Source organism: Pseudomonas sp. NFACC13-1, from assembly GCF_900104425.1.
Taxonomy (GTDB): domain Bacteria; phylum Pseudomonadota; class Gammaproteobacteria; order Pseudomonadales; family Pseudomonadaceae; genus Aquipseudomonas; species Aquipseudomonas fluorescens_AA.
In genome coordinates this window covers 1-20549 of record NZ_FMXV01000006.1, presented here as the reverse complement: position 1 = coordinate 20549, position 20549 = coordinate 1, and the positions used below count along the sequence as shown (strand labels likewise).

General features: G+C 61.9%; 20 protein-coding genes. 16 read left to right on the top strand and 4 right to left on the bottom strand.

Going from position 1 to position 20549, the window contains the following annotated elements:
• Positions 1-73: 73 nt before the first annotated feature.
• Complete coding sequence (locus BLQ55_RS09895; protein ID WP_092203854.1) at positions 74-949, top strand: ATPase; 876 nt, start codon at positions 74-76, stop codon at positions 947-949.
• A gap of 231 nt (positions 950-1180) precedes the next feature.
• Positions 1181-2023, top strand: coding sequence for a cache domain-containing protein (locus tag BLQ55_RS09890; RefSeq protein ID WP_092203850.1), 843 nt, complete (start codon positions 1181-1183; stop codon positions 2021-2023).
• 143 nt (positions 2024-2166) lie between these two features.
• Here the strand turns inward: BLQ55_RS09890 and rapA are convergent, their stop codons facing one another.
• Positions 2167-5013, bottom strand: a complete 2847-nt coding sequence (gene rapA / locus BLQ55_RS09885; RefSeq protein ID WP_092166068.1) for an RNA polymerase-associated protein RapA — start codon at positions 5011-5013, stop codon at positions 2167-2169.
• A gap of 230 nt (positions 5014-5243) precedes the next feature.
• Here rapA and BLQ55_RS09880 point away from each other — a divergent pair, with 230 nt between their 5' ends.
• The 3 genes from BLQ55_RS09880 to ccoM all read left to right on the top strand — a co-directional run bounded on the left by BLQ55_RS09880 (position 5244) and on the right by ccoM (position 6102).
• A complete protein-coding gene (locus BLQ55_RS09880) occupies positions 5244-5585 on the top strand; it encodes an aspartate-semialdehyde dehydrogenase (RefSeq protein ID WP_092203848.1) in 342 nt (113 codons plus the stop codon).
• Between the two features lie 94 nt (positions 5586-5679).
• On the top strand, positions 5680-5841 hold the full coding sequence (locus BLQ55_RS32135; RefSeq protein ID WP_003184513.1) for a hypothetical protein: 162 nt from the start codon (positions 5680-5682) through the stop codon (positions 5839-5841).
• A 144-nt stretch (positions 5842-5985) separates the two neighbouring features.
• Entirely contained in the window at positions 5986-6102 is a 117-nt protein-coding gene (ccoM, locus tag BLQ55_RS32690; RefSeq protein ID WP_025212288.1) for a cytochrome c oxidase subunit CcoM, read from the top strand.
• A 255-nt stretch (positions 6103-6357) separates the two neighbouring features.
• Here ccoM and BLQ55_RS09870 read toward each other — a convergent pair whose 3' ends face one another.
• On the bottom strand, positions 6358-7833 hold the full coding sequence (locus BLQ55_RS09870; RefSeq protein ID WP_060738827.1) for an inorganic phosphate transporter: 1476 nt from the start codon (positions 7831-7833) through the stop codon (positions 6358-6360).
• Positions 7834-8199: 366 nt separating this feature from the next.
• Positions 8200-8400, bottom strand: a complete 201-nt coding sequence (locus tag BLQ55_RS09865) for a hypothetical protein (protein WP_003198635.1) — start codon at positions 8398-8400, stop codon at positions 8200-8202.
• A gap of 575 nt (positions 8401-8975) precedes the next feature.
• Here BLQ55_RS09865 and pcaR point away from each other — a divergent pair.
• The 11 genes from pcaR (at position 8976) to pcaC (ending at position 20039) form a co-directional block, all read left to right on the top strand.
• Positions 8976-9818 carry a pca regulon transcriptional regulator PcaR gene (gene pcaR / locus BLQ55_RS09860; RefSeq protein WP_072409756.1) on the top strand — a complete coding sequence of 281 codons (843 nt, stop codon included), beginning with the start codon at positions 8976-8978 and terminating at the stop codon, positions 9816-9818.
• Between the two features lie 141 nt (positions 9819-9959).
• Positions 9960-11306, top strand: a complete 1347-nt coding sequence (locus BLQ55_RS09855; protein WP_092253649.1) for a 4-hydroxybenzoate transporter PcaK — start codon at positions 9960-9962, stop codon at positions 11304-11306.
• A 286-nt stretch (positions 11307-11592) separates the two neighbouring features.
• On the top strand, positions 11593-12453 hold the full coding sequence (locus BLQ55_RS09850; RefSeq protein WP_072409760.1) for a CoA transferase subunit A: 861 nt from the start codon (positions 11593-11595) through the stop codon (positions 12451-12453).
• Positions 12450-13229: a CoA-transferase subunit beta gene (locus BLQ55_RS09845; RefSeq protein WP_092203844.1), complete on the top strand. Its 780-nt coding sequence runs from the start codon at positions 12450-12452 to the stop codon at positions 13227-13229. The genes BLQ55_RS09850 and BLQ55_RS09845 overlap by 4 nt, the downstream gene beginning before the upstream one ends.
• On the top strand, positions 13226-14431 hold the full coding sequence (pcaF, locus tag BLQ55_RS09840) for a 3-oxoadipyl-CoA thiolase (RefSeq protein ID WP_176814202.1): 1206 nt from the start codon (positions 13226-13228) through the stop codon (positions 14429-14431). Before BLQ55_RS09845 ends, pcaF begins: the two co-directional genes overlap by 4 nt.
• A 37-nt stretch (positions 14432-14468) precedes the next feature.
• A complete protein-coding gene (pcaH, locus tag BLQ55_RS09835) occupies positions 14469-15173 on the top strand; it encodes a protocatechuate 3,4-dioxygenase subunit beta (protein ID WP_092144292.1) in 705 nt (234 codons plus the stop codon).
• A gap of 1 nt (position 15174) precedes the next feature.
• Complete coding sequence (gene pcaG / locus BLQ55_RS09830; RefSeq protein WP_092203840.1) at positions 15175-15741, top strand: protocatechuate 3,4-dioxygenase subunit alpha; 567 nt, start codon at positions 15175-15177, stop codon at positions 15739-15741.
• 205 nt (positions 15742-15946) lie between these two features.
• A complete protein-coding gene (locus BLQ55_RS09825) occupies positions 15947-17245 on the top strand; it encodes an MFS family transporter (RefSeq protein WP_092203838.1) in 1299 nt (432 codons plus the stop codon).
• Positions 17246-17458: 213 nt separating this feature from the next.
• The gene (locus tag BLQ55_RS09820; RefSeq protein WP_092253646.1) at positions 17459-18823 is read left to right on the top strand and encodes a 3-carboxy-cis,cis-muconate cycloisomerase; all 1365 of its coding nucleotides are present in this window, start codon (positions 17459-17461) and stop codon (positions 18821-18823) included.
• Between the two features lie 12 nt (positions 18824-18835).
• Positions 18836-19636, top strand: coding sequence for a 3-oxoadipate enol-lactonase (pcaD, locus tag BLQ55_RS09815; protein WP_092203834.1), 801 nt, complete (start codon positions 18836-18838; stop codon positions 19634-19636).
• Positions 19637-19646: 10 nt separating this feature from the next.
• Positions 19647-20039, top strand: a complete 393-nt coding sequence (gene pcaC, locus BLQ55_RS09810) for a 4-carboxymuconolactone decarboxylase (RefSeq protein WP_092203832.1) — start codon at positions 19647-19649, stop codon at positions 20037-20039.
• Positions 20040-20264: 225 nt separating this feature from the next.
• Here pcaC and BLQ55_RS09805 read toward each other — a convergent pair.
• A partial coding sequence (locus BLQ55_RS09805) for an OprD family outer membrane porin (protein WP_143011715.1) occupies positions 20265-20549 on the bottom strand: 285 nt, incomplete at its 5' end.

The following is a 20549-nucleotide window of genomic DNA, read 5'->3' as shown; positions in this document are numbered from 1 at the left end:
GTCAATCGGTGCGGCGGGCGAGAGGGTTATACTCGCCGCATCAAGCCATTATCGGTTTCCCAAAGGTCGAACCATGCCCATGCGTAACGATGCCAACGACGACTTCGATGATGTACCGAGCCTGCGGATGCGGGCCGATATTCCCGATGACGATGATTTCATGCCCAGCCGCCAGCCTCACGTGCAAGCGCGCCCGGCGCCCGTTGCCGCGGCCAAGGTCAAGGGGCCCAGCACCGGGCCGCTGTGGGCATTGGTCGGCGCGCTGCTGTGTGCATTCGGTTTCCTGGCCTGGTGGAGCTTCCAGCAGATTTCCCTGATGGAGCAGCAACTGGTGGCGACCCAGGAAAGCTTCGCCCGGATCAGTGAGGATGCGGCAGGGCGCTTGCAGGACATTTCCGGCAAGGTGGTCGCCGGGCAGTCCAACGTCATGAGCGACAGTGAAGCCTTGAAGCTGCAAATCAAACAGTTGGAGAACAAGCTGCAGGAACAGGGGCGGCAATTCGACGGCAAGCTGCAGGAGCAGTACAGACTACAGCAGGCCACGTTCGGCCCCTCTGCCGACCTGGACAAGGAACTGGCCCAGCTCATCGCCCAGGCCTCGGAACAGCAGAACACCAACACGCAGTTGCAGGCGTCCAACAAGGAGCTTCAAGCCCAGGTCAAGGCGCTGGCGGCAGAAGTGACCGCCCTGAAGAGCCAGGGCGAGGGTGGGGCCTTGGATGCCCAGCTCAAGAGCATCGGTGCTGACATCACCGCCCTGAAAAGAGCCACCTCCAACTCTGCCATCGACCGCCTGGAGCAGGAAGTGATCGTGCTCAAGAGCCAGCAGGACAAGGGCGGCAACACGGCCGAGTTTGACGCCTTCCGCGGCCAGGTCACCCGTAACATCAACACGTTGCAGGCGCAGATCCAGAACTTGCAGCAGCAACTGCGCGCTGGGGCTCAATGAACTTACGGCGGTCCATGATTTTTGCGGCCGCCGCAGATCCCTCGTAGGCGCTGCCGAAGGTTGCGATCTTTTGATCTTTGATCTTTGATCTTTGATCTTTGATCTTTGATCTTTCGCTTTCGATTCAATTTATAGGGGCAAGATCGCAGCCTCGTTGCACTCGTCAGCTCCTACATATCAGCCCACGCCGTCTACGCTCTTGAAACACCAACAAGAACGAGGGGCGCACGCATGGGGTTTTTTCACAGGATGGCCTGGCTGGGTGCAATGCTCATGCTGGGGTTGGCTCAGGCCCAGGCGGCCACTGCGGACGATGGCCAGGCGGCCCGGGCACTGCTGGAGAAGGCCTTGGCCTATTACCACGACAACGGCGACAAAGCCTTTGCCGCGTTCAGTCGCCAAGGGGAATTCGTCGACAAGGATCGCTACGTGTTCGTGGTGGATACCCGAGGTGTAATGCTCGCCAGCGGCGGGCCGTCCCAGGCGTTGATCGGGCGGGACGTGTCCGATGTGCTGGGGCCGGATTTGCGCAAAGCCTTCAAGGACGCCTTGAAAACCCCCGAGGCCAGTGGCATCCAACAAGCCGAATACCGCTGGCAGAACTGGACGGACGGCAAGGTCGAGCGCAAGCATGTGTATTTCCAGCGTGTTGGCGAACGAATCCTCGCTGTCGGCTACTACCTGCCCCGGGCTTCCGCCGAACAGGCCAGGGCGTTGCTGGACAAGGCCTCGAATGACCTGCAAAAAAACGAGAAGGCCACGCTGACGGCGGTCAACTCCCTCAAGGGCGGTTACCTGCAGGATGACTTGTATGTCTTTGTCGTCGACCTCGATACCCGGCGCTATGTCGGCCATGGTACCAATTTGCGCTTGATCAATACCGACTTCGCCAAGGTCAAGGACCCGGATGGCAAACCGGTGGGCGAGCCGATCCTGGCGCTGATCGGCAAACAGGGCGAGGGAGAGTACGAGTACCGCTGGAAGAATCCGGTGACCGGCAAGGTCGAGGATAAACACGCGTACCTGAAGAAGGTCGGGCATTTCCTGGTGGCGGTGGGGTATTACAGCCCTTGATGCGAGGCGCTGGACATTGTGGCGAGGGAGCTTGCTCCCGCTGGAGTGCGCAGCGCTCCCCAAAAAAGGGGGCTGCTACGCAACCCAGCGGGAGCAAGCTCCCTCGCCACAGGTGAATCCCAACAGCCTTCAGACGGTGGCAATCAGCCCGCCACCAACACCCGGATCGCCTCCAGGCGCAACGCCGCCTTCTCAAGCATCGCCAGGCCTTGCTCGCGCTGTTGGCGCAGGGCCACCAGCTCGCTGTCGCGCACGGTCGGGTTGACCGCTTGCAGGGCGGTCAGGCGGGCCAGTTCCTCGTCGGTATCGGCGGCCAGGCGGCGCTGGGCCTCGGCCACGCGTTCGGCGTGACGTGGGGCGATTTTCTCTTCGCCAGCGTTGATCCGTGGTGTGAGCTGGTCGCGCTGGGCCTGGATGAACTTGTTGGCGCTGGCGCGGGGCACGCTTTCGAGTTGGTCGTTCAGGGTTTCGAACGAGACCCGGGCGGCCAGGTCGTTGCCGTTGGCGTCCAGCAGGCAGCGCAGGGCGGCCGGCGGCAGGTAGCGGCCCAGTTGCAGCGAGCGCGGGGCGACCACTTCACTGACGTAGAGCAGCTCCAGCAACACGGTGCCGGGCTTGAGGGCCTTGTTCTTGATCAGCGCCACGGCGGTGTTGCCCATGGAGCCGGACAGCACCAGGTCCATGCCGCCTTGCACCATCGGGTGCTCCCAGGTGATGAACTGCATGTCTTCGCGCGACAGCGCCTGGTTGCGGTCGTAGGTGATGGTCACGCCTTCGTCGTCGCCCAGTGGGAAGCTGGCGTCGAGCATCTTTTCGCTCGGCTTGAGGATCAGCGCGTTTTCCGAATGGTCCTCGCTGTCGATACCAAAGGCGTCGAACAGGGTTTCCATGTAGATCGGCAGGGCAAACTGGTCGTCCTGCTCGAGAATGGCCTCCACCAGCGCATCGCCTTCACCGGCACCGCCGGAGTTGAGTTCCAGCAAGCGGTCGCGACCGGTGTGCAGCTCGGCTTCCAGGCGTTCGCGTTCGGCGCGGGCCTCGTCGATCAGCGCTTGCCACTGGCCATCGTCGGCTTCTTCCAGCAAGGGCAGCAGGCGCGGGCCGAACTGGTGCTGCAAGGCGTTGCCGGTCGGGCAGGTGTTGAGGAAGGCATTCAGGGCTTCGTGATACCACTGGAACAGCCGCGCTTGCGGGCTGGTTTCCAGGTAGGGCACATGCAGCTCGATGGTGTGCTTCTGGCCGATCCGGTCCAGGCGGCCGATACGCTGTTCCAGCAGGTCCGGGTGCGCCGGCAGATCGAACAGCACCAGGTGATGGGCGAACTGGAAGTTGCGGCCTTCACTGCCGATTTCCGAGCAGATCAGCACTTGGGCGCCGAACTCTTCGTCGGCGAAATAGGCCGCCGCACGGTCACGCTCCAGGATATTCATGCCTTCGTGGAACACCGTGGCCGGGATGCCGGAGCGCACACGCAAGGCATCTTCCAGGTCCATGGCCGTTTCGGCGTGGGCACAGATCACCAGCACCTTGGTGCGCTTGAGCATTTTCAGGGTGTCGATCAGCCACTCGACCCGCGGGTCGAAACGCCACCAGCGCTCCTCCTCGCTGGCGTCCGGCTGGGCCTGGAAGCTGACTTCCGGGTACAGCTCGGCGTGATCGCCCAACGGCAATTCGAGGTATTCGTCCGGGCAAGGCAACGGGTAGGCGTGCAGCTTGCGCTCCGGGAAGCCCTGCACAGCGGCGCGGGTGTTGCGAAACAGCACGCGGCCGGTGCCGTGGCGGTCCAGCAGCTCGCGCACCAGGCGGGCACTGGCTTCGACATCGCCATCATTGACGGCGGTCAGCAAGGCTTCGCCTTCATTGCCCAGGAAACCCTGGATGGTCTTGTGGGCTTCGGGCGAGAGGCGGCCTTTGTCCAGCAACTCCTGCACGGCTTCGGCCACCGGGCGATAGTTTTCGCTCTCGGCGCGGAAGGCCTTGAGGTCATGGAAGCGGTTCGGGTCCAGCAGGCGCAGGCGGGCGAAGTGGCTGTCCTGGCCCAGCTGTTCCGGGGTCGCGGTGAGCAGCAACACGCCAGGGATGGTTTCGGCAAGCTGCTCGACCAGGGCGTATTGCGGGCTGACCTGGTCTTCGTGCCACACCAGGTGGTGGGCCTCGTCGACCACCATCAGGTCCCAGCCGGCGGCGAATAGCGCGTCCTGGGCCTTCTCATCGTCCACCAGCCACTCCAACGCCACCAAGGCCAGTTGGGTGTCTTCGAACGGGTTGCTGGCATCGCTTTCGATGAAGCGTTCTTCGTCGAACAGCGCGACCTGCAGGTTGAAGCGCCGGCGCATTTCCACCAGCCATTGATGCTGGAGGTTTTCCGGTACCAGGATCAGTACGCGGTTGGCGCGGCCGGACAGCAACTGACGGTGGATGACCAGGCCGGCCTCGATGGTCTTGCCCAGGCCCACTTCGTCGGCCAGCAACACCCGCGGGGCAATCCGGTCGGCCACTTCACGGGCAATGTGCAGTTGATGGGCAATGGGCTGGGCACGTACCCCGCCCAGGCCCCAAAGCGAAGACTGCAACTGGCGACTGGTGTGTTCCAGGGTGTGGTAGCGCAAGGAGAACCAGGCCAGCGGGTCGATCTGGCCGGCGAACAGACGGTCGCTGGCCAGGCGGAACTGGATGAAGTTCGACAGTTGAGTCTCGGGCAGGGTGACGACTTCGTTCTGCCCGTTGAGGCCGTGGTAGACCAGCAGGCCATCGACGTCATCGACTTCGCGCACGGTCATTTTCCAGCCTTCGAAGTGAGTGATCACATCGCCCGGCGAAAACCGTACACGGGTGAGGGGCGCATTCCGTAGCGCGTACTGGCGGGTGTCGCCAGTGGCCGGATAGAGCACGGTCAATAAGCGGCCGTCCTGTGCCAGAACGGTGCCTAAACCCAGCTCGGCTTCGCTGTCACTGATCCAGCGTTGCCCCGGTTGATACTGCTGCGCCATGCTGCCTGACTCCCGCCTTGAAAAAGCCGGTTATCTTAACGGAAGGATCCTTCAGACCAAAGGATTTACGTACGCTGATTCATTACCAACGGCACGGAACTTACGCTTGCCCAGCGATCAAACAAGCTCGGCCTTGGTGAACGCTGCAATTGCCAACTGGGTCACAAGTTTCGGACCGGCGGTTCAAGCTGCTCCTTTAGCCGCCGACAACCTGAAGACAGGAGAACTTTATGTTGCCACCCATGCTCCCTTTGAGCGCCGTACCCATCACCGCTCAACAGGATCCGGTTCGCCAGCGACCGGACATACCGCCCGTGGTCCCGGTGCAGCAAAGCTCCAATGAAAGCACTATTGACCTGCAAAAACGCGACCCGGAAGAGGCCGCGCTGCTGTTGCGCGAGGAGCAGCGTCGCCAGCAGGAACGCGACCGCCGCCGCCGCGAGGCCGATGAAGACCCAGAAGTGCACTTGGCCGTACCGGGTACCGAGCTCAACGCCGACAACACCGTGCCAGTGGTGCCGCTGATAGACGACGAGACGCGCCAGGGCCTGTGGGTCGATATCCAGATCTGATCCAGGCGCCTGCCTGCACGCACAGGCTGGTCAACGCCGCCAACAGCCCGCATCATGGGCGCATCCGCAATTCACTGCACGATGCCTACACGCCATGAGCCAAGACGACAAGCTGATCGACCTCAGTGCCGAGCGCGCCAAGCGCGTTCACGACCTCAACGAAAAACGCCTCAATGAAGTCCGCCAGGCTTTCGAGCAGGCCATGCCGCTGGGTAAGCCCAAGAAAAAGCCGAAAAACAAACCGAAAAAGCGCTGAACCTCCTCGATCCATTGATGCAGATCAGTTATTTCCCCTCCTTTGCGCCCCGTCGCGGGCGTTATTGACCCCGGTCAATTTTCATCCAGGCCTGATTGGTTACCTTGAACCCATCGCAACAGGGGCAAGACCAGGAGGTCAGTCATGTTTTTCGATAATGTGGTGTTTGCCGGGGTGTTGACGGTCGGCCTCATGTTCGTGTTTTTCGCAGGTTTCGGATTATTCATCTGGAAAGACGCACACAAGCGGAAAAAACCGTAGGTCTTTCCGGCTACAACGAGCACGCAAGGCATTTTGGGCGACTTCGGTCGCCCTTTTTTTTGGCCAATTCTTGCTCTTTCAACGCAAAACAATTGGGGAGCGAGCTTGCTCGCGATGAGGGGCCTGTCAGTCGACATCGACGTTGGCTGATACACCGCTATCGCGAGCAAGCTCGCTCCCACACGGGGTGGGTGTTTTGGGCATAAAAAAAGGTGCGAACCGCAAGGGTCGCACCTTTTTTACCGGCCGCTGGAATCAGCTGCCGAGGGCCTTCGATGCCAGCCAGAACAAGCCGGCCGACAGGGCAACCGTCGCCGGCAGGGTCAGCACCCAGGCCAGCAGGATGTTGCGCACGGTGCCACCTTGCAGGCCGCTCTTGTTGGCGACCATGGTGCCGGCCACGCCCGAGGACAGGACGTGGGTGGTGGAAACCGGCAGGCTGAAGATGTTCGCCGCGCCGATCATGCACGCGGTTGTGATCTGGGCCGACATGCCCTGGGCGTAGGTCATGCCTTGCTTGCCGATCTTCTCGCCGATGGTCAGCACTACACGCTTCCAGCCGATCATGGTGCCCAGGCCCAGCGCCAGTGCCACGGCCAGAATTACCCAGAACGGGGCGTATTCGGTGGTGGCGGTCAGGTCCTTGCGCAGCTTGTTCAGGTCGTCTTTCTCACGAGCGGCCAGGCCTGGCAACTTGCCGACCTTCTTCGCCGTGTCGTCCAGGCAAAGCAGGTAGCGACGGACCTCGATGCGTCGTTCCGACGGCAGCGAATGGTAGTCCGCCACGCCTTTGAGCGTGTCGAGCAGGGCATTGATGGTCGGTTCGGTCTGTTGCGGGTTGCAGCGGAATTTCTCCGGCAGATCGCCTTCCACGCTTTTGCCCAGCGCCAGGAATTCACCCAGGGACTCGTTGTTGCGTTGGTAGAACTGGCTCAAGTGCAGCGTCGCGTCTCGGGTCCGCTCGATCTGGTAGGTGGTGCTGCCCAGGTCGAGTACGAACTGCGCCGGCACGATACCGATCAGCACCAGCATGATCAGGCCGATGCCTTTCTGGCCATCGTTGGAGCCGTGGACAAAGCTGACGGCCATGGCCGAGATCACCAATACGAGGCGATTCCAGAACGGTGGGTGCTTTTTGTCGTCGATCTGGCGGCGCTGTTCCGGTGTCTTGTGCATCTTCGACAGCGGACGCCACCATTTCAGGCCAATCAGCACCAGGGCGGCGATCAGGAAACCGGCCATGGGCGAGAACACCAGGGAGGCGCCGATATCGATCGCCTTCTGCCAGTTCACCCCGTCGGCCAACGGGATATCGTTGATCAGTGCATTGGCCAGGCCCACGCCGAGGATCGAACCGATCAACGTGTGGGAACTGGACGCGGGGATACCGAAGTACCAGGTGCCCAGGTTCCAGGTGATGGCCGCTGCGAGCAGCGAAAACACCATGGCCAGCCCGTGTCCGGTGTTCACATTGATCAGCAGCTCCACGGGCAGCAGGTGAACGATGGCGTACGCCACCCCCACGCCGCCCAGCAGCACACCGAGGAAATTGAACACACCGGAAAAGAACACCGCCAGGTGAGGCGGCATGGCTTTGGTGTAGATAACAGTGGCAACCGCGTTAGCGGTGTCATGAAAGCCGTTGATGAACTCGAAGGCGAGGACAAAAGCCAGGGCGAGCAAGAGGCTCACAAGCACCCAAGCATCCAGTCCGCTGAATAAATCGATCATGAAGGTTTTCTGACCCGGTCGTAAGGGGGCGCGATTATGCCAGAAAACCTCGGTAATCGATGCACTGCCTGCTCATCGGTAACATTCTTCAACGAAATAATTTGTAGGAAAGCCTCAAGCGCGAGGTTTTTCGCGGGGTACGTAACCCCTTGATTCAGGGGCGCAAAGCGCATTCGGCCAGGATCGCCGCCAGCTATAGGACGCCTTGAGGAATTGTATGAAATATCTGAAAAGGAGGTCGGCCAGGCCCCTTCCCGATTGTCGGACGGGGAGTGGAGGGCGGCCCGCTCATGGCGGGCGTGCGCTATCGCCTCCGGCCAGGGTGGCGGCCGGAGACCTCTTCACAAGAACGTCGGGCCCGGAGCGTCACTGCTCTTCGGCTTTGAGTTCTTTTTCCATTTTCTGAAGTTCCTGGGTGAAGGCCTGGTCCTGAACGGTGGCGCGCTTACGCCAGGGTTTGCGTTCCGGTTCAGGTTGCGCGGCGTAGGTGGTGATTTCTCCGCCGTAAACTTCCTTGTAACGTTGTTCCTGGCGCTCAAGTTCCGCGCGCAGTTCGTCTTTCGTCACAGTTTTACCTAAATTAATTGAAGTTGAATCTGGTGATACGCACTGCATGTGGACATGCAGACGGCCACGGCACCAGAGCTGACAGCTGACGTAGCATCAGGGCTTCGCATTGTTGCCAAACAGGGGAAGCGACCATGAAGGTGCCTCGGGCATCGGGGTCGCAACCACGATGCCTGCGTACGGGAACGGTCGACTGGCCGTACCGTCGCTGTTTGCATTATAGCGGCCCAGCCGAATAACACTATCGGGAAAAAGTAAAAGGCATTGTTGTTGTGTGAACTCATGTTTGTATGTGCAACTTGTACTGCCGCTCGCAGAAGATACCGGCTAGTGCCGCTATCCAGATGCCGTTCCCGCCGACTAGTTCAATATTGCTAACATCGTCAGGTCAAACCCTGTGTTGTTTCCCGCAAAACTTACTATCGATCACGTCCGCGGCAGTCCGCTTATTCGGCGCCTGGCCTGATTGCGATTATCGGTCGACGGTTCGATAATCGAACGATCTTGACCGGCGGCCCTTGCTTGCCCATCGGGCAGCCGCTTGAATAGCCGTCACTCCCGGGGAAGGATCAGACATGAACGACCAATTGCGCAATGCCTTCACTTCAGTCGCGCCACCGATCGTCGCCTCGCCGGCCAAGCGGATCCAGGCCCTGACCGGTGATCCCGATTTCATGACGTCCCTGGCCCGCGGGTTGGCGGTGGTCCAGGCCTTCCAGGAGCGCAAGCGGCACCTGACCATCGCCCAGATCAGCCACCGCACGGAAATCCCCCGCGCCGCCGTCAGACGTTGCCTGCATACCTTGATCAAGCTTGGTTACGCCACCACGGATGGGCGCACCTATTCGCTGCTGCCTAAAGTGCTGACCCTCGGTCACGCCTATCTGTCCTCCACGCCCCTGGCCGTTTCTGCCCAGCCGTACCTGGACCGCATGAGCGAGCAACTGCACGAAGCCTGCAACATGGCCACGCTCGAAGGCGACGACATCCTCTACATCGCCCGCTCCGCCACCACCCAGCGCCTGATTTCGGTTGACCTGTCGGTGGGCGGGCGCCTGCCAGCCTATTGCACCTCGATGGGCAGGATTCTCCTGGCGGCCCTGGATGATGCGTCGCTGCGCGATTACCTCGACCACGCCGACCTGCAAGCCAAGACCAGCCGCACGTTGCACACACCCCAAGCGTTGCTCGAGTGCCTGCAACAGGTGCGGCAGCAGGGCTGGTGCATCGTCGACCAGGAACTGGAACAGGGCCTGCGTTCGATTGCTGTGCCGGTGTACGACGCTTCCGGTCAAGTGGTGGCCGCGCTCAACGTCAGTACCCATGCCGGGCGGGTCAGTCGCAATGAGCTGGAACAGCGCTTCCTGCCAGGCCTGCTGGGGGCCAGTCGCGACCTGAGCGCGCAACTGTTCACTTAAGCTGTTCGATAAACGCACACAGTCGGCGGCGATGAATTGACGGTCTTTGCCTGGCCTCATTAATGTCGCGCAGCGTCATCCGGCGTATTTCGCCGGTCTCTGATTCGTTCGCCTGCGTTTCTTGCGTGGAATAAAAATAAAATGAACCAGCCCCAGACCTCCGTAGGCCACTGCCTCGATGTGCAGTCCTTCATCAATGCCCAACCCATTTCGCGCTATCAGTGGCGGGTGGTGATCCTCTGTTTCCTGATTGTGTTCCTCGATGGCCTCGATACTGCCGCCATGGGCTTCATCGCCCCGGCCTTGTCCCAGGACTGGGGCATCGATCGCGCCAGCCTCGGCCCGGTGATGAGCGCTGCGCTGATCGGCATGGTGTTCGGCGCGCTGGGCTCCGGGCCGTTGGCTGACCGCTTCGGGCGAAAAGTCGTACTGGTGGGAGCGGTCCTGCTGTTTGGCGCGTTCAGCCTGGCGTCGGCCTACAGCACCAACGTCGATCAACTGCTGGTATTGCGTTTCCTGACCGGCCTGGGCTTGGGCGCCGGGATGCCGAACGCCACCACCTTGCTCTCGGAATACACCCCGGAACGCAAGAAGTCCCTGTTGGTGACCAGCATGTTCTGCGGCTTCAACCTGGGCATGGCCGGCGGCGGATTCATCTCCGCCAAGCTGATACCGGCGTTTGGTTGGCACAGCCTGCTGCTGATTGGCGGGATCCTGCCGTTGATCCTGGCAGTGGTGTTGTTGTTCTGGCTGCCGGAGTCGGCGCGTTACCTGGTGGTGCGCAATCGCGGTACCGACAAAGTGCGCAAGACCCTGGCGCCGATCGAGCCTCACACGGTGGCCCAAGCGGCGAGCTTCAGCGTGCCGGAACAGAAAACCGTGAAAGCCCGCAACGTGCTGGCGGTGATTTTCTCCGGCACCTACAGCGCTGGCACCCTGCTGCTGTGGCTGACCTATTTCATGGGCCTGGTGATTGTCTACCTGCTGACCAGCTGGCTGCCGACCTTGATGCGCGACAGCGGCGCGAGCATGGAACAGGCCGCGTTTATCGGCGCGTTGTTTCAATTCGGCGGCGTGTTGAGCGCCGTCTTCGTCGGTTGGGCAATGGACCGGTTCAATCCGCACAAGGTCATCGGCCTTTTCTATCTGATGGCCGGGTTGTTTGCCTACGCGGTGGGGCAGAGCCTGGGCAACATCACCTTGCTCGCCACCCTGGTGCTGGTGGCCGGCATGTGTGTCAACGGCGCGCAATCGGCGATGCCTTCCCTGGCGGCGCGTTTCTACCCGACCCAGGGTCGGGCCACCGGTGTCTCGTGGATGCTGGGCATCGGTCGCTTCGGCGCGATCCTCGGGGCCTGGATGGGCGCGACCCTGCTGGGCCTGGGGTGGAACTTCGAGCAGGTCCTGACGGCCCTGGTCATTCCGGCGGCCCTGGCGACCACGGCGGTGGTGATCAAAGGCATGGTCAGTCATGCGGATGCGACCTAAGCCAGTGCGTAAGCCTGTGTGGGAGCGAGCTTGCTCGCGATAGCAATGTGTCAGCGGGTGATGCCTGTCTGATCCACCGCCATCGCGAGCAAGCTCGCTCCCACAGGGTGGGCGCTGTGTGCTTGGATAAATCGATAGCCAAACAACAATCTGTTCGATAAACGAACACTCAGTCGATTATCGGATTGTTTGGCCTTTTCCCGAAGCTTAATCTTCCAGTCACTCCGGCGCTTAACCTCGCGCCTTTTTCTTCATGTCGGTCTACTGGAAAACGGGAGCCTGCCCCATGGCTGAAATCCTTTCGCTGCACGACGCGGTGAAGCAATTCGTCAACGACGGCGATACCGTCGCGCTCGAAGGCTTCACTCACCTGATTCCTACGGCGGCGGGTCATGAAATCATTCGTCAGGGCAAGAAAGATCTGACCCTGGTGCGCATGACCCCTGACCTGATCTATGACCAGTTGATCGGCGCCGGTTGTGCTCGCAAATTGATTTTCTCCTGGGGCGGCAACCCTGGCGTCGGGTCGTTGCACCGCTTGCGCGATGCCGTGGAGAAACAATGGCCGCACCCGCTGGAGATCGAGGAACACAGCCACGCCGACCTGGCCAACGCCTACGTCGCCGGCGCCTCCGGCCTGCCATTCGCGGTGTTGCGGGCCTACGCCGGCTCCGACCTGCCGAAGGTCAACCCGCTGATCAAGAGCGTAACCTGTCCCTTCACCGGCGAAGTATTGGCCGCCGTGCCTTCGGTGCGCCCTGATATCACGGTGATTCACGCCCAGAAAGCCGACCGCAAGGGCAACGTGCTGCTGTGGGGCATTCTCGGTGTGCAGAAAGAAGCCGCCCTGGCCGCCAAGCGTTGCATCGTCACCGTGGAAGAAATCGTCGACGACCTGAATGCGCCGATGAACGCCTGCGTGCTGCCGACCTGGGCGTTGAGCGCGGTGTGCCACGTACCGGGCGGCGCCCATCCGTCCTACGCCCACGGCTACACCGAGCGTGACAACCGTTTCTACCAGGCGTGGGATCCGATCGCCCGCGACCGTGAGACGTTTACCGCATGGATCAACGAATACATCCACGGCACTCGGGATTTCAGTGAATTCCAGGCCAGACTGGCAGCCGCTTCGCAGGTGAAACCATGACCTACTCCACCAACGAAATGATGACCGTCGCCGCGGCGCGTCGCTTGAAAAACAATGCCGTGTGCTTCGTTGGCATCGGCCTGCCGTCGAAAGCGGCCAACCTGGCGCGGCTGACCTCGTCGCCAGACGTCGTGCTGATCTACGAGTCCGGCCCGATCGGTGCCAAACCCAGCGTACTGCCGCTGTCCATTGGCGACGGTGAGCTGGCGGAAACCGCCGATACCGTCGTACCGACCGGTGAGATTTTCCGCTACTGGCTGCAGGGCGGGCGTATCGATGTCGGTTTCCTTGGCGCGGCCCAAGTCGACCGTTTCGGCAACATCAACACCACAGTGGTGGGCGACTACCATCAGCCGAAAGTCCGCCTGCCGGGTGCCGGTGGCGCACCGGAAATCGCCGGCTCGGCCAAGAGCGTGTTGATCATCCTCAAGCAGTCGGCGCGTTCGTTTGTCGACAAGTTGGATTTCATCACCTCGGTCGGGCATGGCGAAGGTGGCGATTCGCGCAAGCGTCTCGGTCTGCCGGGCGCAGGGCCCGTGGGCATCATCACCGACTTGTGCATCATGGAGCCGGAAGCCGGCAGCCATGAATTCGTGGTCACCGCGCTGCACCCCGGCGTGACCCGCGAGCAAGTCATTGCGGCCACCGGGTGGGCGATCCGTTTCGCCGACCAGGTGCAAACCACCACCGAGCCGACCGAGGTGGAGCTGCGTGCACTGCGTGACCTTGAAGCTCGCACCGCGGCGGCCCACGGCCAGGCACCGGGAGAAGCCTGATGCGCGACGTTTATATCTGTGATGCGATTCGAACCCCCATCGGTCGATTTGGCGGCGGTTTGTCCGCGGTCCGCGCCGATGACCTGGCGGCTGTGCCGATCAAGGCGCTGATGGAACGCAACCCATCGGTGGACTGGAATGCGGTGGACGAGGTGTTTCTCGGCTGCGCCAACCAGGCGGGCGAAGACAACCGCAACGTGGCGCGCATGGCGCTGCTGTTGGCGGGCCTGCCGCAGAGCATTCCCGGTGTGACCCTCAATCGTCTTTGCGCCTCGGGCATGGACGCCATCGGCACCGCGTTCCGCGCCATCGCCAGCGGCGAGATGGAACTGGCGATCGCTGGCGGTGTGGAGTCGATGTCCCGTGCGCCGTTCGTGATGGGCAAGGCTGATACCGCGTTCTCGCGCAACATGAAACTGGAAGACACCACCATCGGCTGGCGCTTCATCAACCCGTTGATGAAAGCCCAGTACGGTGTGGACGCGATGCCGCAGACCGCCGATAACGTGGCCGATGACTACGCCGTGTCCCGCGCCGACCAGGACGCTTTCGCCTTGCGCAGCCAACAGCGCACGGCGGCGGCCCAGGCGGCGGGTTTTTTCGCCGAAGAAATCGTGCCGGTGCGCATCGCCCATAAAAAAGGCGAAACCGTGGTCGAGCAGGACGAGCACCCACGCGCCGACACCACGCTGGAGACCTTGAGCAAACTCAAGCCAGTCAACGGGCCGGACAAGACCGTCACCGCCGGCAACGCGTCGGGTGTCAACGACGGTGCGGCGGCACTGATCCTGGCCTCGGCCGAGGCGGTGAAAAAACATGGCCTGACGCCTCGCGGCAAAGTGCTGGGCATGGCCAGTGCCGGCGTCGCGCCACGGGTGATGGGCATCGGCCCGGTACCGGCGGTGCGCAAACTCACTGAGCGCCTGGGCCTGGCGGTCGCCGATTTCGACGTGATCGAACTCAATGAAGCGTTTGCCAGCCAGGGCCTGGCGGTGCTGCGTGATTTGGGGCTGGCGGACGATGCGCCGCAGGTCAACCCGAACGGCGGCGCCATCGCCCTCGGCCATCCCCTGGGCATGAGTGGGGCGCGGTTGGTGATGACGGCGCTGCATCATCTGGAAAAGACCGGCGGCAAGAAGGGCTTGGCGACCATGTGTGTCGGCGTCGGCCAGGGTCTGGCGTTGGCCATCGAACGCGTCTGACGCGTCGCTCTACTAATAAGAAACCGAGGAATGCTTCATGACTGACAAGCCTGGTTATCGTCGCCCCCAAGCGGGCACCCAGCCGGAGTATCTGCACCCGCCGTACCAGTCCACCAACCTGCGCTCGCCGTCCAAGCCATTGGTGTTCCTGCCGCATTCGTTGTCGGAAATCACCGGCCCGACTGTCGGCGCCGACCGCGTGCAGGAAAAGGATCATGACCTGACCGCCCAGCATGCCGGCGAGCCACTGGGTGAACGGATCATCATTCACGGGCGCGTGCTGGATGAGCACGGCCAGCCGGTGCCAGGCATCCTGGTGGAGATCTGGCAGGCCAACGCCGCCGGTCGCTACAACCATGACCGTGACAACCATGACGCGCCGCTGGACCCGAATTTCACCGGCACCGGTCGCACCGTCACCGACGCCGACGGCTGGTATCAGTTCCAGACCATCAAGCCCGGCGCTTATCCGTGGGGCAACCACCACAACGCCTGGCGCCCGGCGCATATCCATTTCTCACTGTTCGGGCCGAGCATTCTGACGCGCCTGGTGACGCAGATGTACTTCCCTGGCGATCCGTTGCTGGAATACGACCCGATCTACAACTGCGTGCCGGACACGAGTGCCAAGGAACGCCTGATCGCCCGTTTCGACCTGGAAAAAACCGTCCCTCACTACGCCCTCGGTTACCGCTGGGACATCGTCTTGCGCGGCCGCGATGCCACGCCGATGGAGAAATAAGATGACGCTCACCGCCACCACGTCCCACACCGTTGGCCCGTACTACCACATCGGCCTGACCTGGCTGAACCGCGAAGACCTGACCGTCGCCGAAACCCTCGGCCAACGCGTAGCGATCACCGGGCAGGTGGTCGACGGCAACGGCCAGTTCGTCAACGACGCGATGCTGGAAGTCTGGCAGGCCAACGCCGCCGGCAAATACGCCCACCCGGAAGACGACCAGGACAAACCCCTGGACCCGCATTTCGAAGGCTTCGGCCGAGTGCCGGTGGATGCCGAAGGGCGTTTTCGCTTCACCACCATCAAGCCGGGCACCGTGCCGGGATTGGGTGGCACGACCCAGGCACCGCACCTGGTGGTGCTGGTGTTCGCTCGCGGGTTGGTCAAGCACTTGCTGACGCGCATCTATTTCGACGGCGAACCGGCCAACGAAACCGACCCGCTGCTGGCCTGCGTCCCCGAAGAACGTCGCGGCACAATCGTAGCCAAGCCTGATGCGTCGGGCGTGTACCAGTGGAACGTGATCCTTCAGGGCACAGATGCCGAGACGGTGTTCTTCGATTACTGAGTGAGCCAACAGTGGCGCCATCGCGGGCAAGCCTTGCTCCCACAGAGGTTGTTGCCATTGCCCACCGCATGTCGGGTCCCCCTGTGGGAGCAAGGCTTGCCCGCGATGGCGTCAGTCCAGGCAATCCAGGCAATGCAATACTGTGGAACGGGTCTGTTACGAAGTGTGTCTAGACTTTGTTAAGTCCCCAACGAGTGAATAATCCATGGCCACCCCAATCATCAGCCACTACACCGGCGAAGAACGCAGCAAGCGCATCTTCGCCATTGTCGGTGCTTCATCCGGCAACCTGGTCGAATGGTTCGACTTCTACGTCTATGCGTTCTGCGCGATCTATTTCGCGCCGGCGTTCTTCCCATCCGACAACCCGACGGTGCAACTGGTCAACACGGCCGGTGTGTTCGCCGCCGGGTTCCTGATGCGACCCATCGGTGGCTGGATTTTCGGCCGGGTGGCGGACCGTCACGGGCGCAAGAATTCGATGATGATCTCGGTGCTGATGATGTGTTTCGGCTCGTTGCTCATCGCCTGCCTGCCCACCTACAAGGACATCGGCGTCTGGGCGCCGGTCCTGCTGTTGTTCGCACGCCTGCTGCAAGGTTTGTCGGTGGGCGGCGAGTACGGCACCACCGCCACCTACATGAGCGAAGTCGCCCTCAAGGGCCAGCGCGGTTTCTTCGCCTCGTTCCAGTACGTGACGTTGATCGGTGGGCAACTGCTGGCGGTGTCGCTGGTGGTGATCCTGCAACAGTTTCTCAACGAAGATGAACTGCGTGCCTACGGCTGGCGGATCCCGTTCGTGGTCGGCGCCGTGGCCGCATTGATTTCGCTGTTCCTGCGTCGGTCCCTGAAAGAAACCAGCAGCAAGGAAATGCGTGAGAACAAGGACGCTGGCAGCATCGCGGCGCTATTTCGCGACCACAAGGCCGCGTTCGTCACCGTGCTGGGCTATACCGCCGGCGGTTCGTTGATTTTCTATACCTTCACCACGTACATGCAGAAATACCTGGTGAACACCGCCGGCCTGCACGCCAAGACCGCCAGCTACATCATGACTGGCGCGCTGTTCCTGTACATGTGCATGCAGCCGTTGTTCGGCATGCTGGCGGACAAGATCGGCCGACGCAATTCCATGCTCTGGTTCGGTGCCCTGGGGGCGTTGTGCACGGTGCCGATCCTGCTGACCCTCAAAAGCATCAGCAGCCCGTTCCTGGCGTTTATCCTGATCACATTGGCGCTGGCGATCGTCAGTTTCTACACCTCCATCAGCGGCCTGGTGAAAGCGGAAATGTTTCCACCTGAAGTGCGGGCGCTGGGGGTGGGGTTGGCCTACGCGGTGGCCAATGCCGTGTTCGGTGGCTCGGCCGAATACGTCGCCTTGAGCCTGAAAGCCCAGGGCATGGAGAACGCCTTTTATTGGTATGTCACGGTGATGATGGTCGTGGCGTTCCTGTTCAGCCTGCGCCTGCCCAAGCAACCGGCGTATTTGCATCACGACCTTTGAATCCACCTGATCATTTGAGGCTTGTTTGAGTCATTGTGGCGAGCTGCTGGTTTTGTAGGAGCTGGCGAAGCCTGCGATCTTTTGATCTTTCACTTGGGACTCAAGCGCTTGTGGAAAGATCGCAGCCTCGCTTCGCTCGACAGCTCCTACGGGGCAAGTCAACGGGAGCGAGCTTGCTCGCCACAGAGGCATCCACCTTTCGAAGGACTGTTTATGAGCGAACGACCGGGCAATCAGCTATTCGATGCCTACTTCACCGCCCGCGACATGCGCGAGGTGTTCTGCGATGCGGGCCGGGTCCAGGCCATGCTTGACGTCGAAGCCGCCTTGGCCCGGGCCGAGGCGCGGGTCGGGGTGATTCCGCAAAGTGCCGTGGCGCCGATCGAGCAGGCTTGTCGTGCGCAGCTGTACGATTTTTCGGCACTGAGCGAAGCGATCGCCAGTGCCGGCAATTCGGCTATCCCGCTGGTCAAGGCGTTGGGCAAGCGCATCGCCGCCGAGGATGCCGAAGCCGAGCGCTACGTGCACCTGGGCGCCACCAGCCAGGATGTGATGGACAGCGGGCTGGTGCTGCAACTGCGCCAGGCGCTGGGGCTGATCGAAGGCGAGCTGGCGCAACTGGCCGCCATCCTGGCCCGACAAGCCGAACGCTACGCCGCCACACCGTTGGCCGGGCGCACCTGGCTGCAACACGCCACGCCGGTGACCCTGGGGATGAAAATCGCCGGTTGGCTGGGGGCGATCACCCGCAGTCGCCAACGCTTGAAGGCGCTCAAACCACGCTTGCTGGTGCTGCAATTCGGCGGCGCCTCCGGGACGCTCGCCGCCTTGGGCGATCAGGCCTTGCCAATCGCCGAAGCCTTGGCCGCCGAACTGCAACTGACTTTGCCGGAGCAGCCGTGGCACACCCAGCGAGATCGTCTGGTGGAGTTTGGCTCGGTGTTGGGCCTGATCGCCGGCAGCCTGGGCAAACTGGGCCGTGATATCAGCTTGTTGATGCAGACCGAGGCCGGCGAAGCGTTCGAGCCTTCGGCGCCGGGCAAGGGCGGCTCGTCCACCATGCCCCACAAGCGCAACCCGGTGGGCGCGGCGGTGCTGATCGGTGCGGCGACGCGAGTCCCCGGTTTGTTGTCGACGCTGTTCAGCGCCATGCCCCAGGAGCACGAGCGCAGCCTGGGCCTGTGGCACGCCGAATGGGAAACCTTGCCGGAAATCTGCTGCCTGGTCTCCGGTGCCTTGCAACAGGCGCGGCTGCTGGTCGAAGGGCTGGAAGTGGATGCGGCGCGCATGGCCCGCAATCTGGAACTGACCCAGGGACTGGTGCTGGCCGAAGCGGTGAGCATTGTCCTGGCCCAGCGTGTCGGGCGCGACACGGCCCATCATTTGCTGGAGCAATGCTGCAAACGCGCCGTGGCCGAACAGCGGCATCTGCGCGAGGTGCTGGGAGACGAACCCCAGGTCACCGCGCAGCTATCGGCATCCGAGCTGGATCATCTGCTCGACCCGGCGCACTACCTCGGCCAGGCCCAGACCTGGGTCGCCCGAGCCGTGGCCGAACACCTTGCCTTGAACGTCTGAAAGGAGATTGTTGTGGGATTCGTCAAACTCGCCGAGGGCGATCTGAATTACCTATTGGACGGGCCGCAAGACGCCCCGGTGCTGCTGCTCTCCAACTCACTGGGCACCGATCTGCACATGTGGGACGAGCAGGTCGCGGCCTTCAGCGAACACTTTCGCGTGCTGCGTTTCGACACTCGCGGCCATGGTCAATCGCTGGTCACCGAAGGCCCCTATAGCATCGAACAGCTGGGTCGCGACGTGCTGGCGATGCTCGATCAGTTGGGCATCGATAAAGTGCATTTCTGTGGCTTGTCCATGGGCGGGTTGATCGGCCAGTGGCTGGGGATCAATGCTGGCGAGCGCCTGCACAAACTGGTGGTGTGCAACACCGCCGCCAAGATCGGCGACCCGTCGGTGTGGAACCCGCGCATCGAAACCGTGCTGCGGGACGGTAAAGCGGCGATGGTCGCGCTGCGGGATGCTTCGATCGCCCGCTGGTTTACCGCGGATTTTTCCGAGGCTCATCCTGCGAAGGTGAAGAAAATCACCGACATGCTCGCTGCCACATCGCCCCAGGGCTACGCGGCCAACTGTGCGGCCGTGCGTGATGCCGATTTTCGTGAGCAATTGTCGTTGATCCGTGTGCCGCTGCTGGTGATCGCCGGCACCGAAGATGCCGTGACACCGCCGTCGGGTGGGCACTTTATCCAGGAGCGGGTCAGTGGGGCCGAGTACGCCGAGTTCTACGCCGCGCACCTGTCCAACGTCCAGGCCGGCGCTGCGTTCAGCACCCGGGTGCTGGATTTCCTGCTTGATTCCAGCCGCGCCTGAGGAGTTTTTTGTGGACGAGAAACAACGTTACGATGAAGGCATGAAAGTACGCCGCGCGGTACTGGGCGATGCCCATGTCGACCGCAGCCTCGATGCCCTGACCGAGTTCAACAGCGAATTCCAGGAGATGATCACCCGCCATGCCTGGGGCGACATCTGGACCCGTCCAGGCCTGCCACGCCATACCCGCAGCCTGATCACCATCGCCATGCTGATCGGCATGAACCGCGCCGAAGAACTCAAGCTGCACCTGCGCGCCGCCGCCAACAACGGCGTGAGCCGCAGCGAGATCAAGGAAGTGATCATGCAGAGCGCCATCTATTGCGGCATCCCGGCAGCCAACGCCACCTTCCACCTGGCCGAATCGGTCTGGGATGAACTGGGCGTCGAATCCCGGGCTTAAGGGGCGCTTCATCCCCTGTGGGAGCGAGCTTGCTCGCGATAGCGGTGGTTCAGTCGGCGAAGGTGTCGATTGTGTCGCCGCCATCGCGAGCAAGCTCGCTCCCACATTGGATCTGCGGCGAACGTAGATTATGTGATCACCGCCAGTCCTCCTGTGGGAGCGAGCCTGCTCGCGATAGCGGTGGAACAGCATCGAACATCTCAGCAGGCTCACCGCATCCAGGCTTTACAGCAAGCTGATCGGATAGCTGATGATCAACCGATTCTCATCGAATTCATTGGTGCTGTAGTCCCGGCGCATGGTCGAGTTACGCCACTTCACATTCAGGCTCTTCAATGCGCCGCTCTGCACGGTATAGGCCAGCTCGCTTTCCCGACCCCATTCCTTGCCATCGTCGACCGTGGCGGTGTGCACATTGTCACCGCTGATGTAGCGGTTCATCAGGGTCAGGCCCGGCACGCCGACCGCGGCGAAGTTGAAGTCGTGGCGCAGTTGCCAGGATTTTTCCTT